Genomic DNA, 15,451 nt, shown 5'->3' on the forward strand with positions numbered 1-15,451 from the left:
AAAGCCCCAACACGTGAGCAGCGTTGGGGAATCGCACCCTTGCGGGCAGAACTATGAGGCCGTGTCGCGGCGGCGAAAAGTTGTGTGTTCACTTGCACTTCGCAGGATGTGTCGTGGCATCTGAGCCGCAAAATCCAACGCAAATTTCATGCAAATTTTATGCCGCTACATGCTGCGTTTCTTGAGCTTTTCAATAAGCGTTGTCCGCTTGATGCCCAAAAGCTCGGCGGCCTGATTTTTCACGCCCTCTGCCTTGGTCAGGGCTTCATCAATAAGGCGGCTTTCCACAGCATCAAGAAAATCTTTAAGGTTCTGCCCCTGAGCCGTCAAAACGCCCAAGTTGGGCCACACGAAAGCTCCATTGGCTGCAACGGGCATTGCGGCTTCAGCCTGCGGCACTGGGGCGGGTGCCTGCTCCACGCCGCTATCAGCGATGGGTTCGGCGAGAAGCTCCGCCTCGGGCTCGCACGCAGGGGCATCCTCCACCACCGGGGGCAGCAGCGACACATCACCCACCTGAGCCAGAATCTTGCGCGGCAGGTCATCCATGCACACCGTATTGGCATCCACAAGGATGCTCAGGCGCTCCATGAAGTTTTCAAGCTCGCGCACGTTGCCGGGCCAATTGTAGGCCGCCAGGATACGCTGCGTTGTTTCATCAAGCAGCATGGGATCGCGCGCTTTTTTGGTGCAGAAATGGTTGAGAAAATAGCGCGCAAGCAGCAGCACATCGTTGCCGCGCTGGCGCAGCGGCGGCAAATGCAGGGGAATGACGTTCAGGCGATAGTACAGATCCTCGCGGAAGCGCCCGGCGGCAACTTCCACCTCAAGATCGCGGTTGGTGGCGGCCACAATGCGCACATCCACCTTTTTGCAGCCCGTGCCGCCCACGCGCTCGATTTCCTTTTCTTGCAGCACACGCAGAATCTTGACCTGAAGGCTTAACTCCATTTCGCCGATTTCATCCAGAAAGATGGTGCCGCCGTCAGCCATTTCAAAACGGCCTTGCCGCGAACGGATGGCGTGCGTAAAGGCGCCCTTTTCGTGACCGAAAAGTTCGCTTTCAAGCAACTCTTTAGGGATGGCCCCGCAGTTGATTGGTACAAAGGGCTTGTCAGCCCTGCGGCTGTTGGCGTGAAGCGCGCGAACCAGCAATTCCTTGCCAGTTCCCGATTCACCAGTTACAAGCACAGTGCTGTCCGTGGGCGCAACCTTGCCGAGAACCTTGAAGACTTCGGCGAGGCTGGTGCTCTGGCCGATAATGCCGCTGGTATTCAACTCCATGTGTGCATTCTCCGCGTGCATATCCTTTCCTGTGTCAATACACTGACACGCATTGGATTACCAGTAAAAATGCGCCTATTCTACCGCATTTACCCTCAGCCATGCCGCATTTAGCCATGACCGATTCGCCGATACGCATTGCCGCCCCCTCAAGTACCCTTGCCCGCTGCCCGGCCCTGCCACAGTGCCCACTCGACGCTTCGCGCGCAGAAGTTCTGGAATCTCTGGCTCAGGGCCGCAATCTGGTGCTCAGCGCCCTGCCCGGAGCGGGCAAGAGCAGTCGTGTTCCCCTCTGGCTTATGGGGCAGCCCTGGCTTGAGGGCCGCCGTATTCTTCTGCTTGAACCACGGCGCGTGGCGGCCCGCGCGCTGGCACGCTACATGGCGGCCCTGCTGGGTGAGGAACCGGGCGGCACGGTGGGCTACCGCATGCGTGACGAAAGCCGCGTCAGCAGCCGCACCTGCGTGGAGGTTGTCACCGAGGGCGTGCTCACGCGCATGTTGCAGGATGATCCCGAGCTGCCGGATATAGCCTGTGTGATTTTTGACGAATTTCATGAACGCTCGCTCACGGCCGATACCGGGCTTGCCCTCTGCCTTGAGAGTCAGGCTGCATTGCGCCCCGACCTGCGGCTGATCGTCATGTCCGCCACGCTGGATGTGCAGGCCGTTGCAACACTCATGGGAGGCTGCCCTTTTGTTGTGTGCGAAGGCAAGGTCTTTCCCGTACAGATGCGGCACCTGCCGCCCAAAATCCGCGCGGGGCAGATTGTGGGCGGCGGCCCTCTGTCTGCTGCCGGGGCAGGGCCGCTGCTGTGGCGGCACATGGCTGATGTCATTTTGCATCTGCTGCGTACGGAACAGGGCAGTCTGCTGGCTTTTTTGCCCGGCGCGGGCGAAATCCGCCATCTTGCAGCCATGCTTGAGGGCGCTTTGCCTGCGGATGTGGCCCTGTGCCCGCTCTATGGTAATCTTACCGCCAGAGAACAGGATGCGGCCATTGCGCCAGCTCCGCAGGGGCAACGCAAGGTGGTGCTTGCCACGTCCATTGCCGAAACGTCGCTGACCATTGAGGGCGTGAGGCTCGTGGTGGACAGCGGCCTTGCGCGCTTGACGCGCTTTGATCCGGCCTGCGGCCTCACTCGCCTTGTGACTGAGCGCGTGTCGCTGGCTGGCGCTGCCCAACGGGCCGGACGCGCCGGACGCATTGAACCTGGTATCTGTTGCCGCCTTTGGGCAAAAGAGCAGGAAAACGGCATGCGCCCGCACATCCGCGCTGAAATTCTTGATGCAGACCTCACCGGGCTCGCCTTGCAACTGGCGGTTTGGGGCGTGACCGATCCGACCTCGCTCGCATGGCTCGACACGCCGCCCCCGACCCATCTGACTGTCGCCAGACAGAACCTTCTGGCCCTGGGCGCGGTGGATGCCCAGATGCGGCCAACCGCTTTGGGCCGCAGCATGGCCGCATTGCCCCTTGCGCCGCGCACGGCGCGCCTGCTGCTGTGGGGGCGCGACAAATCCCTTGCCGCATTGGCAGCCTGTATCGCCGCCCTGCTGGAAGAACGCGACCCTCTGGCCTTTACCGCTGGCAAAAGCAAGGGCGGCATGCCTGCCACGGGCGCGGGATGCGATGTGCTGCGCCGCCTCGACTGGCTGTGCCGCGATGGCGTTGCGGGCAAGAATACGGATGCCGCCCGTGAGCGTGTGCGCCGCCTGGCGCAACGGCTCATGCATCAGATTGATCGGCATGAGGAGAAAGGTTCCCAGCTTGCGGCACAGGGGCAATCCAACAAAACGGGCAACATTTTTTCCGCAGCTCTCGTTCAGGCCGCAAGCCTTGGGCAACTGCTGGCGGTGGCGTGGCCGGAACAGGTCGCCATGCGGCAGACAGACGGTCAGCCACAAAACAGCGGCAAGGGAAATTTTGCGGGAGGGGTGACCCCCATGACGCCCTATCTCCTGCACAGCGGAAGGGCCGCCCAGATAGACAGCGACGACCCTCTGGCGCGCCTGCCCTTTCTGGCCATTGCAGAAGTTGACGGCGCAGCGCCGCGCGGGCGCATCCGCCTTGCCGCCGCCCTTTCGCCCGATGATCTTGCAGCGCTTTTCAGCGCAGACATTTGCAACGAAGACAAGCTCACTGTTTCGGATGCCGGGCTGGTCAGCGCCCGGCGGCAGCGAGTGCTGGGATCTCTTGTTCTGGAAGATGCCCCCTTGCCCCGGCCTCTACCCGATCAATGCGCGGCTGCCCTGTGCGCCCATGTGCAGAACAAGGGGCTGGAATGTCTGCCGTGGGATGATGCCGCAAAGCAGTGGTGCGCGCGGGTAAGCCTGCTGCGCGAGCTGGAGGGCGAGGCGTGGCCCGATGTTTCTGATGCCGCGCTGCTGGCGACTCTCAATGACTGGCTTGCGCCAGCCTTGCAGCAGGCGCTCGAAAGGTCAGCCGGGCAAGGCAAACAGGGGCGCGCCAATTCGCTGGCGGCGCTCGGACCGGAGCAATTGCTGGAGGCCCTGCGCCGTCTGCTGCCGGGGAATCTTCACCGGATACTTGAACGGCAGGCCCCCACGGAATGGCAGGTGCCGTCAGGGGCCATGCGCCCCATTGTGTATGGTGAAGACGGAGGCCCATGGCTGGCCGCCAAGTTGCAGGAATTATTCGGCTGCGTGGACACGCCGCGCATAGCTGATGGGCGCGTAGCTCTGGTGCTGCGCCTCAATTCGCCCGCAGGCCGCCCCTTGCAGGTCACGCGCGATCTGGCCCATTTTTGGCGCAACGGCTACCCCGCAGTGCGCGCAGAAATGCGTGGCCGCTACCCCAAGCATCCCTGGCCGGAAGACCCGGTTAACGCCGTGCCCACGGTTCTGACCAAGAAGCGGCTTGCCGAGCGGCAAAAAAGCTGACGCGCCCGCAAAACTACCATCGCAACAAGCCCTCTGTAGGTGCGCCCGGTCGCAATACCAAGCGCCTAAAAAACACCGCGCCCTGTCAACTGCCGCACAAATTCGCGCGCGCGTTGCTCGCTGTAGTATTCCTGCTTCTGTTGCACAAAACCTACATGCCCGCCGTGCGGGGCAACCTCCAGATGCAGGTGCGCGCTCTGCTCCGCCGTCTGCCACGGATAGCACGAAGGCGCACAAAAAGGGTCGTCCGCTGCCATGAGCAGTAGGGTCGGCACGTCTATGCAGGGCAGGTCGGGCAAAACCGTGTTCTTTTCCCAATAATCTTTGGCTGATGCAAAACCAAAGGCAGGTGCGGTAAAACGCTCGTCAAACTCAGCAAAAGTGTGGATTTTTTCCACGCCTTCAACGGAAGGATAGGAAGGAAAGCGCTCGGCCTTTTCGCGCACTTTTCTACGTAGGGTTCGCAAAAAATAGCTCATGTAAATGCGGCAGGCAGGGCCATCCATGATCGGTGCAGCGGCGGAAAGATCGCACGGCACAGACACGACTACAGCTGCCCGCACCAGCGGCGAAACCGGCCCCCGGCCCAGATAACGGCAAATCTGGTTGCCACCCATGCTGAAGCCAGCCAACAGCAGGGGGCGGTCAAACTGCTCGGCAAAGCGCGATACAGTTCCCAGATCTTCAATCTCGCCCATGTGATACAGGCGCGCAGTGCGGTTACTCTCGCCCGAGCAGGAGCGCATGTTCCAGGCCAGCACGTCAAAGCCTTCGGCACGCAGGGCATTGGACATGCCCAGCACATACTTGCGGCGACTGTTGCCCTCCAGCCCGTGCGAAATAACAGCTATGCCCCTGCCCTGCCCAAAAGGGCGCTCCGCCCTGTCTTTTCCGAGCGAGGGATGCTGATCCACATCAAGAAAGTCGCCATCGGGCGTTTCTAGGCGCACCCGGCGCACAGAGGGCGACATTTGCGGCTTTTCACGAAAGAGCACGGGCCACATGGTGTTGGCGTGACCGTTGCGCACAAACCACGGCGCAACGTAGGATGAAGCAAGAACTGGCATGACAATCCCGGTAAAAGATGGCGGCGAAGCCGCGCTGGTAGATTCAGACAATGGCGGTTTGACGGCACACAAGGGCTTGGCAGCCGCCAAAGCCTCGTATACCTTCGCCGCATGCACAACAAAGCTCCCCAAAATAGCGCCACGCGCAAAATTCTGTCAAATCCGGCACGTCAGGCCTTTACCCAGCAAACACCCGGCCCCAAGGCCGAACCCGCTGCGCTTGCGGCACCTGTTGAAAATGCGTTGCCAGGCACCCCCACGGGCAGGAATTCTGCGCAACCCTCGCCACTAAAAAGAAGGAACACACAGTCAGTGCAAGGCGGCGGGACACGCTGCCCGGATGTGGCCGATGTGCTGATTCTGGGCGCTGGGGCTGCGGGGCTTATGTGCGCCCGCGAGGCGGCGTCAAAAGGCCTGAGCGTTGTATTGCTTGAGCGTGGGTCTGTGCCCGGGCGCAAACTGGCCGTGAGCGGCGGCGGCAAGGCAAACTTTACCAACCGTGCAGTCAGCCCCAAAGACTACCGCTGTGACGGAAGCAGAGGCAATGCATTTTGCGCCCCAGCCCTCAAGGGCTTTACGCCGGAGCACATGCTGCGCCTTGTGCAGGAATGGAACCTGCCCTTTGAGGAGCGCACCCACGGACAGCTTTTTCTGACTGTTTCCGCGCAGCGGCTGGTCAGGGCATTGGCGGACGACTGCCGCAAACACGGCTGCATTATTGCCTGCGGCACCACAGTAACAGCGGTAGAGGCGCAGGGGGATGGCTTTTCTGTGCAGACCGAGGGCGGCTTGTGGCGCGGCAAGGCTCTGGTGCTGGCGCTGGGCAGCCCGGCATGGCCGCAGGCTGGTAGCAGCGGTGCTGGCTATCGGCTGGCGGAAGAACTCGGGCACAGCATTGTTGCGCCACGCGCAGTGCTCACGCCCCTGCGCCTTAATTCGGGTTCGCCCCTGCTCGGCCTGACGGGCATCAGCCTGCCTGTGGGCGTTACGCTTGCGCAACACCACTGGGAGGACGATCTGCTCTTTACCCACGAGGGACTCAGCGGGCCAGCAGCCCTCAAAGCATCCCTCTATTGGGCTGAATGTGCTGCAATCACGCTGAATTTTTTGCCGGAGCAGGATGTTGCCGCGCTTATGAATGCGTCGCAGGCTGGCAAACAGACCCCGCGCGCGCTACTGGCACGGCTTCTGCCCCAAAGGCTTGTGGACGCCCTGTTGCCGGAGGAAACCGCAAGACGCAAGGTGGCGGAACTTCCGCGCGCGGCCCGCGTGGCGATTGTGGAAGCTGTGCAACGGCACGCGATAACGCCGCAAGCCACAGCGGGACTCAAAAAGGCAGAGGCCTGCTCCGGCGGTGTAAATACCGACGAAGTAGACCCCAAGACCATGCGCAGCCTGCTGCAAAAAAATCTGTTTGTGGTGGGCGAACTGCTGGACGTTACAGGCCTGCTGGGCGGCTACAATCTGCATTGGGCGTGGGCCAGCGGTATGGCGGCTGCCAGAGAACTGACCCGCAGCACTGCCGCTCAGGCAGTTGCGCCCGTCACGGATTAAACGGCTGGCAGCCCGTTGGCATGCATGATGGGGATAACGCTAGATGCGGTTGCAGTAGACGTTTTCCAGAAAATGCTCCATGGCTTCATCCGCCTGGCGGATGTAGTCCTGGAGCGGAAACTGGGCCTTGCAGGCCGGGCAGTGCATATAGACTTCGTGGCAGGTGCGGGCGATATGCAGGGGCGCGCCGCAGGTCGGGCATACAAGCGTAGTCTTGACATCACGGGGTGCAAAAAAAGCCATGGCGATTCTTTGTGTTAGAAGTATTGTTTGAAGTGCTGGCCGGGCTGCGGCTGGTGCTGTAAGACTGCTTTTATCCCCCAGCGGGCCATTGGTCATGAAACTTGGGCAAGCCGCAGACGCCCGCAAAATCCGGTGGCGTAGCGTAGCTTATCCTTAGAGCATTTGCCCCATATTTTTGTCAACATGGGCCAGATGCAGCAAACCCCCAGCCGCCATGATGGACAGGCCATAAAAAATGCCCGCAAATGCCCGGTTCCGTAGGATCAAATTTGTTATTGCGTCCGCCGTCCGCTCATGCCATAGACGTACAGCCATATTGTTGTAGATGTGGCATAACCAGAAGAAACGGATACGAACATGAAAAAGCTCCTTATGGCTGCCGTGGCCCTTTCGCTGATGACCGCTCCCTGCCTCTTCAGCACTGAAGCCAACGCTGCTAACACCGCTCCGGCAACTGTTGCAAGTGGAACCAAGGCACCCAAAGCCAGCAAGGCCAGCAAGGTGAAGGCTCCAGCCAAAGCAAAAAAAGTTTCTGCCAAGGCTCCCGCCAAGGCAAAGAAATCTCCTGCAAAGAAAAAGACGCAGGCAATCTAATTCTTGCTGTCAAAAAGGCCGGTTAAACCGGCCTTTTACAGTTTAGATTAATGCGCTATTGAGTGCGTAATCAGCTAACAGCAGAATAATGCACGAACAGGAATGTAAAAATACCACCTAATGCGGAGCAGTTCAGTCAGTTTTTATCGTTTGGCAATCATTTTTGAAGCCAATGCAGATAATACTTGACGATTTTTTTGCTTAACAGTACTGTTCGCCCTTATTCATAGGGTGCAGTATTTCTTTTTGCCAGAGACTTTGCGTGGGTAAGGCTTCAAGCGGAAAGTTTACCCACCTCAACAACGGAGTCGTTATGGCTGTTTCCATTTATGTCGGCAATCTGCCTTTTTCCGCCACCCAGGAAGGCATTGAAGCCCTGTTCGCCCCCTACGGCGAAGCCCTTTCCGTCAAGCTCATCATGGATCGCGAAACTGGCCGCCCCCGTGGTTTCGGTTTTGTTGAAATGGACGAAGCCGACGCCCACAAGGCCATTGAAGCCCTGAACGGCGTTGACTTTGGCGGCCGCACCCTGCGCATCAATCAGGCCGAAGAACGTCGCCCCGCGCCCCGCCGCTGGTAGACCACAAATTTCCTTGAAAAAAGGCCGCTGCTCACGCAGCGGCCTTTTTTTGTAACCATAAACTGTTTTAATCTTTCTTGCCCTCACTCGCGCCCGACGTTTTCTGCTTTTTGCTCTCTTGCCCAACCACAGCGCCAGACTCAGAAGCGTTGAACTGGCATGCGCCAATGCAACGGATGCCGCCGCAGTGCGGACAAGCATTGCGCCGCTGCGGCAAAAACATGCACCGCAAAATTGTCAAAATATGCTTGATCGCCATGCACCCACCAAGAGCATCCTTTTGTCGTGAAAGCTGCTCGGGTTAATCCATACGCTGCGAAAATCCGTACCCTGGCATCACGAGGTTTTGACTCCACAGGCCAGCCGCGCCGCAAAAAACAAACGTAGAGCTGCCAGCCTGATCAGTGGAACACTTGCCGTGGACAGGCCCTAATTATTCGGCTGGAGCTAGATGGTAATAAGCTTTTCGTCATCCTTGAGGATTTTCGTAAACGCCTCCCCAATGTAAAAGACTTCATCAACACCTTCCAGCTTTTCTAGTTGCTCAAAGAGACCGAGATTTTCAGCGCACTTTCTGCATGCTGAAACATGCCCGCCAGCATCATGAAATTTTTTAAGGAGACCCTGCAACTTCACGTCTTCACAAATCAATTTGACCGTTGCCCCCCAAAGAATCAGATGCACTTCTTCCCACCAGCCTTTCAGGAGGGAATTTGTGGCATACATAAAGACCATATTCTCAGCGGTGACGGGGTTATCGTTAACCCACAAGATATGTAGACATTTTTTGCTCATGGATATACCTCATCGGTCAAAGAGTTAGGCAAGCCGTGTAGTAGAGCCCTTACAAGGATAAACAGATACCTGTCAGTGCCCTCTTAGCCATGGCAAGCGCACAGATGCACACAAGCATATCTTCGTAACGCACAAAATAGCCCAATATTTTTCCAGATATGAAAAGAAATTCTGTGCCAGCGACATGGACTGCAAAAGTTGATGCATGTTCGCAGCGTTTCCACGCACCGCTCTGACTAGCGGCCATGCGCAAAACTACGCTTTAGATAACATCCAGATGTCTTGTTCATGGGCATACCAATGCCGATCACGCAGTGCAAGGGCGCTGCTGTTATCACCAATTCTCAGACTTCTTTATCAAATACTGTTGGAATGCAGCACTAGTCCAGTCTATTTTGAAGGTGAACGGAATCCCGTGGACAGTTTCCCAACAAAAAAGTCCGTGAAACCTAGGTCTCACGGACTATAGCGGACATTTACGCCCAGCTCTGGGAGGCCCCCAATGGGCCTCCCGGCGGGCATTTCAGGGCCGAAGAGGCAAGCCCTGAAAATCATGGGCCTTCATGGCAGAAAGGCATTCTGCCAGTGCGCTCAGGCAACAACCGTATTAGTCGGCCTGAGTGCGAATGAAGGTAGGAATTTCAAAATCATCCTCATCATAGGTGAAGTCTTCGTGGCCGGGGTTATGCGCACGGCGGCGCGGCTGGCCTACAACTTCACGCTTGAGCAGATAGGGAGGACGATTACTGTTTTCATCGTACCAGCGCTCCACCTCGGTGCGGCGAGGAGACTGCGGCAAACGCGACTCGGCGCGTTCCTGCTCGTCCATCATGCTCTGCTGGGCTGCGCGGGAATTCATGCGGCGCGGTTCGGCAACCACGGCGTCAGGGCCGGGCTTGCGGAAGTTGGTGACAGTGGCCGCAGGAGCCTGCACGGGCTGAATAGCCTGAGGGGAGTCAATGCCGGTGGCAATAACAGTAAGACGGATTTCGTCGCCGATATTGTCGTCAAACACAACACCAAAGATGATGTTGGCTTCTTCAGGCGTGGCATCGCCGATGATGTCGCCGATTTCGGCAATTTCCTCGGCAGTGATGTCTGTGGGGGCGGTGATGTTGTACAGAACCGCCTTGGCGCCCTCAAGCGAAACATCTTCAAGCAGCGGGCTCATGATGGCGCGTTGGGCGGCCTCGCGGGCGCGGTTTTCACCAGAGGCGATGCCCGTGCCCATCAGGGCCATACCGGCTTCGGCCATGGTGGTACGCACGTCTGCAAAGTCGAGATTGATGAGGCCTTCACCCACAATGACGTCAGAAATACCCTTGACGGCGTAGTACAGCACATCATTGGCCTTCTGAAGCATTTCGGAGAAAGGAGCCTTCTTGGGGGCAAAGGCAAGCAGACGGTCATTGGGGATGGTGATCAGGCAGTCCACATGCTGCTTGAACTCTTCAAGTCCGGCTTCCGCCGCACGTTTGCGCTTGGCACCTTCAAAACTGAAGGGCTTGGTCACAACACCCACGGTGAGGACGCCCATTTCCTTGGCAGCCTGAGCAACCACAGGAGCAGCGCCGGTACCGGTGCCGCCGCCCATGCCAGCGGTAACAAAAACCATATCGGCATCGCCGATGGCTTCACGAATACTGCCAACGCTTTCCACCGCCGCCTCGCGGCCAATGGCGGGGTTGGCGCCAGCGCCAAGGCCCTTGGTGAGCTTTTCGCCAAGCTGCACCTTAACGGAGGCGCCGTTCTTGTTCAGCGCCTGCACATCGGTGTTGGCGCAAACAAACTGCACTCCGCGCAGGCCAGAGGCAATCATGTTCTGCACTGCGTTACCGCCGCCGCCACCTACGCCAATAACTTTGATCTTGGCATTGCTGGCCAACGAGGTATCGATATCATCAACGATAGACTGAGCCATTACACCTCTCCTCTGTGCTATCCTCAAAATGCCCGCTTGAGGTTGTTATGAAATGTCCGCAAACCACTTTTTCATTCGCGAAAGCACTCCGTCAAAAACGCCGCTTTCACTACGTGTGGTAAATTTTTTCTGGCCGGAAAGTTCTTTTTCCGCGCCGTAACGCAACAGTCCGACCGCTGTGGAAAACTTGGGGCTGTTGACCACGTCTTTCAGGCCCCCGATGTTGCGCGGGTAGCCAATGCGCGTGGGCAGATTGAAAATCTGTTCGCCCAGTTCCTGGCAGCCTTCAATCAGCGCCGTGCCGCCCGTGAGCACAACACCTGCGCCGATCATGTCCTTGTAGCCGGAGCGCACGAGGGTCTGATCCACAAGGTAAAGAATTTCTTCCATGCGGGGTTCGCATATTTCGGCCAGCACCTGACGCGAAAGCCTGCGTGGCTCGCGCCCCCCCACACTGGGAACTTCAATAAACTCATCGTTGCGCACAAGGTCGGCAAGGGCGCAACCATACTTGAGCTTGATTTTTTCGGCAGAGGCGATGGGAGTACGCAGACCAAAGGCAATGTCGTTGGAAAGGTTCTGCCCGCCGAGCGCCAGAACAGCCGTGTGCTTGATGGCATCATTGGCAAAAACGGCGATATCAGTGGTGCCGCCGCCCAAATCAACAAGAGCCACGCCAATTTCGCGTTCTTCTTCTGTCAGCACAGCTTTGGCCGATGCCAGCGACTCAAGGGCAATATCGGCAACTTCAAGCTGGCTACGGTGGCACGAGCGCACAATGTTCTGGGCTGAAGAAACAGCGCCCGTAACAATGTGCACCTTCACTTCAAGGCGTACGCCAGCCATGCCAAGCGGGTCGGCAATGCCGCGCTGGTTATCAACAATGTATTCCTGAGGCAGAATATGGATGACCTCTCGGTCGGCAGGAATGGCCACCGCCCTGGCGGCGTCAAGTGCGCGCTCAATGTCGCGCTGCGCAACCTCGCCGCCCTTGACGGCAATCACGCCGTGACTGTTGATGCCCATGATGTGGCTGCCTGCAATCCCCACGTACACCGAGTGGATTTCGCAGCCCGCCATGAGTTCCGCATCTTCCACGGCCTTGCGGATGGACTGGACGGTCTGCTCAATGTTGACCACCACGCCCTTACGCAAACCAGTGGAAACACTGGTGCCGATGCCCACCACATCTACAAGACCCGACTCCGACAGCTCGCCCACCACAGCGCATATCTTTGTGGTGCCGATGTCGAGGCCAACGATGAGCTCGGACTTATTCATGCCATTCTCCTCAAAACGCCTGTCTCCGGGTCGCTACGGCATGCCACTCTGGCGCATGCCGCAAGTTTCTTACGCTGGCTGGTTAAGTAAAACCCAAACATTGCCGTTAACAGATCGAATCTCGCGAACATTGCGCAGTTCGTGTCTGCGGGCCAGATCGCCCAGGGTCAGACTCAACCGGGAAAGATTGCCCTCCCAATCGTCAGTTGCGATGGAAAGCCGCATCTCCCTGTCTTCAAGATAAATTTCAATGCCCTTGCCGGGGCTCACGCTGACGGACGAAACCGCCCCCGCCTCTATAGGCAGCAAACCGCTTTGCATACCCTTCATCAGGCGCGTCAGGTATGGCATGGCGTCTTCTGCCCCCTGATCAACACGCAAGGTGGGCAGCGAAAGAAAATTCTTGCTCTCAACCGGCGCTATAATTTCGCCAAGCTCGTTGGCGTAATACAGCACCCCGTCTTTATGCACCCAAAAAGAAGGCAACCGTTCTTTCAGGCGTATAACAAACCTGTCCGGCAGAAGGCGCTTAACAGAGACTTCTTCAACCCAGGGTGTCTTGCGCAGGTTTCTTTCAACCTTTGCAATGCTGACCGCAAGGCTGTTGTCTCCCTCGCGTATGCCGCCGTATTGCAGCACCATGTCGTGCGAGAGACGCACATTACCGGTCACGTCAACATGACGGGTGGTGAAAAAGTCGCTGGTTATGGCCTTGTTGTAGAGCCAGAGCGATGAATAACACACACCCGCAAGAATCAGCCCCAGGCAGGCCAGCAGCAGAGTCAGCGCGGCAAGGCTTTTCAGCCCGCTGAAGCCCTTGAGCTTCTTGAAAATCCCCGCGATAACCCCACCCGCACGCACTTTTGATCCGCCGCCGCTTTTCTTTACCGGGGCAGATGCTCGTGTGTAGGAGTTACGGGCTTTACGTCCGCTTTTTTTCAGGGCAAGGGGCATGGCACTATCCTGACCTCCGGTTCAAGCTCAATGCCAAACCGTTGCCGCACAGCTTGCCGGGCCTCTTGCAACAAGGCCAAGGCCGCCGTGGCGCTGCCCTTGCCTTCATTAATCAAAAAATTTGCATGCAGGGTTGAAAAGGCCATTCCCCCAAGCTGTCTGCCCTTGAAACCAGCCTCGTCAAGAAGCCTCCCGGCAGACATTTCCGGCGTGGGGTTTTTGAATACGCACCCCGCGCTCCAGGCCGTCACAGGTTGTTTAGACTTTTTCTTAAAAAAGTTGTGACGCATGCAATTACAGATGCCATCCCTTTCCGCAACGGTCAAGCCAAATGTGGCTTCCAAGACGATAAAATCATTCTTTTTCCCGTTAATTTTGAGAGTACGATAGCCGTATTGCAGTGCATTTCCGTTGATGCACTCAATGGTGTTATCTGCAAACAACTGAATGTTATAAATATTTTTACATGTTTCCGCACCATGGGAGCCTGCATTCATGGCAACAGCCCCGCCCACGCTGCCGGGTATCCCCACCAGCCCCTCAAGGCCGGAAAGCCCGTTTACAGCGCAAAAACGCAGCAGCCGGGCCATAGGAACGCCCGCTCCCGCACGCACAAGAACCTTGCCCTTGTGCTCGCCCACAATGACCGGGCCATCATTGAAAAACGGGCGAATCAGAACCAGCGGCAATTCGCCGTCCTGCGCAAGAATATTGCTGCCCGCACCCAGTACCAAAGGTGTGCCGCCAAGGGCCTTGAGTTTATCTGGCAACAGATAAAGGTCTTCACTCCGCTCGAGTATTATTTCCGCAATGGCGGTGCCCCCCACTCTCAGCGTGGTGCGGGGGGCAAGAAAAGGAGCGGGCATCTCACGCATGGTCTTGTCCCTCCAGCCACGCAGGGCCAAGGCGGGTGATGCTGCCAGCGCCGAGGGTCAACAGCACATCGCCCTCGCGCAGCACATTGGGCAGGGCTGCGGCAAGGTCATTCAGGGTCTGATAGTATTCCACCGGCGTGGTGGAAACCTGACGGATGCCCTGAGCGAGACTCTGGCCCGAAACGCCAGGGATGGGCTTTTCAGACGCGGCGTAAATTTCGGTGAGAAGCAGCTGATCCACATTGTCAAAAACCTTGCAGAACTCGCCAAAATGGGCCTGCGTGCGGCTGAATCGGTGCGGCTGAAAAGCCGCCACTATGCGCCGACCAGGAAAGACCTGCCGCGCCGTTGCAAGAGTAGCCGCAATTTCCGCCGGGTGATGACCGTAATCGTCAACCACGGTTACACCGCCCTTCTCGCCTTTGAATTCAAAGCGCCGCCCCACGCCGCCAAAACCGTTCAGGCCCTCGGCGCATTTTTCAAAGCTGATGTCCACTTCCATAGCCGCGCCAATGGCGGCCAGAGCGTTAAGCATATTGTGGCGGCCCGGCTGCGGCAGGCTGACCTGACCGAGCTTGACGCCATTGCGCCACACTTCAAAGTTGTTGCGCACGCCGCATTCAAGCGGTACGGCGCGCAGCACGTTGTCCTCCGCAAAGCCGTAGGTAAGCACAGGGCGTTTCACACGGGCAAGCAGGGCGCGCACGCCGGGGTCGTCGCCGCAGACAATGTTCAGGCCATAAAAGGGTACATTGTTCATGAACTGCACAAAGGCGTCATCAATGCCCTGCCGGGTTTTGTAGTGATCCAGATGGTCTTCGTCCACGTTGGTCACAACATTGATGATGGGCAGAAGACACAGGAAGGAGCCGTCAGACTCGTCGGCTTCGGCTATCAGATATTCTCCGTGGCCAAGATGCGCGTTGGTGCCATAAGCGTTGAGCCTGCCGCCAATAATAACTGTAGGATCAAGCTCCGCAGTATCAAAGATAGATGCAGTAAGTGATGTTGTAGTAGTCTTGCCATGCGTACCGGCAATGGCAATGCCCTGTCGCAAACGCATCAGCTCAGCCAGCATTTCGGCACGGGGGATTATGGCAATATTGCGGCGGCGGGCTTCAATAAGCTCTGGATTTTCATCGTTGATGGCGGTGGACTTAACCAGTACCTGAACATCGCCCACGTTTTCCGCTGCATGGCCCACGGCAACGAGTGCGCCAAGGTCGCGCAAATGACGCACAACGGCAGAATCACTCATGTCAGAGCCGGAAACTTCGTAGCCCTGATTGAGAAGAACCTCGGCAATGCCGCTCATACCCGCGCCGCCAATGCCCACCATATGAATACGCCGAATCTTGCTGTTCATGCTCTACCTTTAAAGAAAGTCTAGATAATTTAAA

13 protein-coding genes are annotated in these 15,451 nt (G+C 57.7%); 4 read left to right on the forward strand and 9 right to left on the reverse strand.

The window, feature by feature from the left end; all coding sequences use genetic code 11:
• Window positions 1-165 precede the first annotated feature (165 nt).
• A complete protein-coding gene (locus tag ACUZ9P_RS12880) occupies window positions 166-1,284 on the reverse strand; it encodes a sigma-54 interaction domain-containing protein (protein ID WP_449250007.1) in 1,119 nt (372 codons plus the stop codon).
• A 116-nt stretch (window positions 1,285-1,400) separates the two neighbouring features.
• Between ACUZ9P_RS12880 and hrpB the strand changes: the two genes are divergently transcribed.
• Window positions 1,401-4,187 carry an ATP-dependent helicase HrpB gene (hrpB, locus tag ACUZ9P_RS12885; protein ID WP_449250008.1) on the forward strand — a complete coding sequence of 929 codons (2,787 nt, stop codon included), beginning with the start codon at window positions 1,401-1,403 and terminating at the stop codon, window positions 4,185-4,187.
• Window positions 4,188-4,252: 65 nt separating this feature from the next.
• Here hrpB and ACUZ9P_RS12890 read toward each other — a convergent pair whose 3' ends face one another.
• Window positions 4,253-5,254 carry a YheT family hydrolase gene (locus ACUZ9P_RS12890; protein ID WP_449250009.1) on the reverse strand — a complete coding sequence of 334 codons (1,002 nt, stop codon included), beginning with the start codon at window positions 5,252-5,254 and terminating at the stop codon, window positions 4,253-4,255.
• A 312-nt stretch (window positions 5,255-5,566) separates the two neighbouring features.
• Between ACUZ9P_RS12890 and ACUZ9P_RS12895 the strand changes: the two genes are divergently transcribed.
• Window positions 5,567-6,808, forward strand: a complete 1,242-nt coding sequence (locus tag ACUZ9P_RS12895; RefSeq protein ID WP_449250010.1) for an NAD(P)/FAD-dependent oxidoreductase — start codon at window positions 5,567-5,569, stop codon at window positions 6,806-6,808.
• Window positions 6,809-6,847: 39 nt separating this feature from the next.
• On the opposite strand, the gene ACUZ9P_RS12900 is transcribed toward ACUZ9P_RS12895, so the two are convergent.
• Entirely contained in the window at window positions 6,848-7,051 is a 204-nt protein-coding gene (locus tag ACUZ9P_RS12900) for a dual CXXC motif small (seleno)protein (RefSeq protein WP_298994412.1), read from the reverse strand.
• A 357-nt stretch (window positions 7,052-7,408) separates the two neighbouring features.
• Between ACUZ9P_RS12900 and ACUZ9P_RS12905 the strand changes: the two genes are divergently transcribed.
• The gene (locus ACUZ9P_RS12905; RefSeq protein WP_449250011.1) at window positions 7,409-7,645 is read left to right on the forward strand and encodes a hypothetical protein; all 237 of its coding nucleotides are present in this window, start codon (window positions 7,409-7,411) and stop codon (window positions 7,643-7,645) included.
• A gap of 313 nt (window positions 7,646-7,958) precedes the next feature.
• Window positions 7,959-8,225, forward strand: coding sequence for an RNA recognition motif domain-containing protein (locus ACUZ9P_RS12910; protein ID WP_022659337.1), 267 nt, complete (start codon window positions 7,959-7,961; stop codon window positions 8,223-8,225).
• Between the two features lie 447 nt (window positions 8,226-8,672).
• On the opposite strand, the gene ACUZ9P_RS12915 is transcribed toward ACUZ9P_RS12910, so the two are convergent.
• The 6 genes from ACUZ9P_RS12915 to murC form a co-directional block, all read right to left on the reverse strand.
• Window positions 8,673-9,020, reverse strand: coding sequence for a DsrE family protein (locus ACUZ9P_RS12915; protein ID WP_449250012.1), 348 nt, complete (start codon window positions 9,018-9,020; stop codon window positions 8,673-8,675).
• A gap of 607 nt (window positions 9,021-9,627) precedes the next feature.
• Window positions 9,628-10,941, reverse strand: coding sequence for a cell division protein FtsZ (ftsZ, locus tag ACUZ9P_RS12920; protein WP_449250013.1), 1,314 nt, complete (start codon window positions 10,939-10,941; stop codon window positions 9,628-9,630).
• Between the two features lie 45 nt (window positions 10,942-10,986).
• Window positions 10,987-12,222 carry a cell division protein FtsA gene (gene ftsA / locus ACUZ9P_RS12925; protein ID WP_022659333.1) on the reverse strand — a complete coding sequence of 412 codons (1,236 nt, stop codon included), beginning with the start codon at window positions 12,220-12,222 and terminating at the stop codon, window positions 10,987-10,989.
• A gap of 69 nt (window positions 12,223-12,291) precedes the next feature.
• The gene (locus ACUZ9P_RS12930; protein WP_449250014.1) at window positions 12,292-13,176 is read right to left on the reverse strand and encodes a cell division protein FtsQ/DivIB; all 885 of its coding nucleotides are present in this window, start codon (window positions 13,174-13,176) and stop codon (window positions 12,292-12,294) included.
• Complete coding sequence (gene murB, locus ACUZ9P_RS12935) at window positions 13,161-14,051, reverse strand: UDP-N-acetylmuramate dehydrogenase (protein WP_449250015.1); 891 nt, start codon at window positions 14,049-14,051, stop codon at window positions 13,161-13,163. The genes ACUZ9P_RS12930 and murB overlap by 16 nt, the downstream gene beginning before the upstream one ends.
• Complete coding sequence (murC, locus tag ACUZ9P_RS12940; protein WP_449250016.1) at window positions 14,044-15,417, reverse strand: UDP-N-acetylmuramate--L-alanine ligase; 1,374 nt, start codon at window positions 15,415-15,417, stop codon at window positions 14,044-14,046. Before murC ends, murB begins: the two co-directional genes overlap by 8 nt.
• Window positions 15,418-15,451 lie beyond the last annotated feature (34 nt).

The sequence above is a fragment of the Desulfovibrio intestinivivus genome (assembly GCF_053570665.1).

Bases quoted from the DNA above. Each gene is read 5' to 3' on its own strand.
- ACUZ9P_RS12880 (WP_449250007.1), bottom strand. From the start codon at position 1,284: ATGGAGTTGAATACCAGCGGCATTATCGGCCAGAGCACCAGCCTCGCC.
- hrpB (WP_449250008.1), top strand. From the start codon at position 1,401: ATGACCGATTCGCCGATACGCATTGCCGCCCCCTCAAGTACCCTTGCC.
- ACUZ9P_RS12890 (WP_449250009.1), bottom strand. From the start codon at position 5,254: ATGCCAGTTCTTGCTTCATCCTACGTTGCGCCGTGGTTTGTGCGCAAC.
- ACUZ9P_RS12900 (WP_298994412.1), bottom strand. From the start codon at position 7,051: ATGGCTTTTTTTGCACCCCGTGATGTCAAGACTACGCTTGTATGCCCG.
- ACUZ9P_RS12905 (WP_449250011.1), top strand. From the start codon at position 7,409: ATGAAAAAGCTCCTTATGGCTGCCGTGGCCCTTTCGCTGATGACCGCT.
- ACUZ9P_RS12910 (WP_022659337.1), top strand. From the start codon at position 7,959: ATGGCTGTTTCCATTTATGTCGGCAATCTGCCTTTTTCCGCCACCCAG.
- ACUZ9P_RS12915 (WP_449250012.1), bottom strand. From the start codon at position 9,020: ATGAGCAAAAAATGTCTACATATCTTGTGGGTTAACGATAACCCCGTC.
- ftsZ (WP_449250013.1), bottom strand. From the start codon at position 10,941: ATGGCTCAGTCTATCGTTGATGATATCGATACCTCGTTGGCCAGCAAT.
- ftsA (WP_022659333.1), bottom strand. From the start codon at position 12,222: ATGAATAAGTCCGAGCTCATCGTTGGCCTCGACATCGGCACCACAAAG.
- ACUZ9P_RS12930 (WP_449250014.1), bottom strand. From the start codon at position 13,176: ATGCCCCTTGCCCTGAAAAAAAGCGGACGTAAAGCCCGTAACTCCTAC.
- murB (WP_449250015.1), bottom strand. From the start codon at position 14,051: ATGCGTGAGATGCCCGCTCCTTTTCTTGCCCCCCGCACCACGCTGAGA.
- murC (WP_449250016.1), bottom strand. From the start codon at position 15,417: ATGAACAGCAAGATTCGGCGTATTCATATGGTGGGCATTGGCGGCGCG.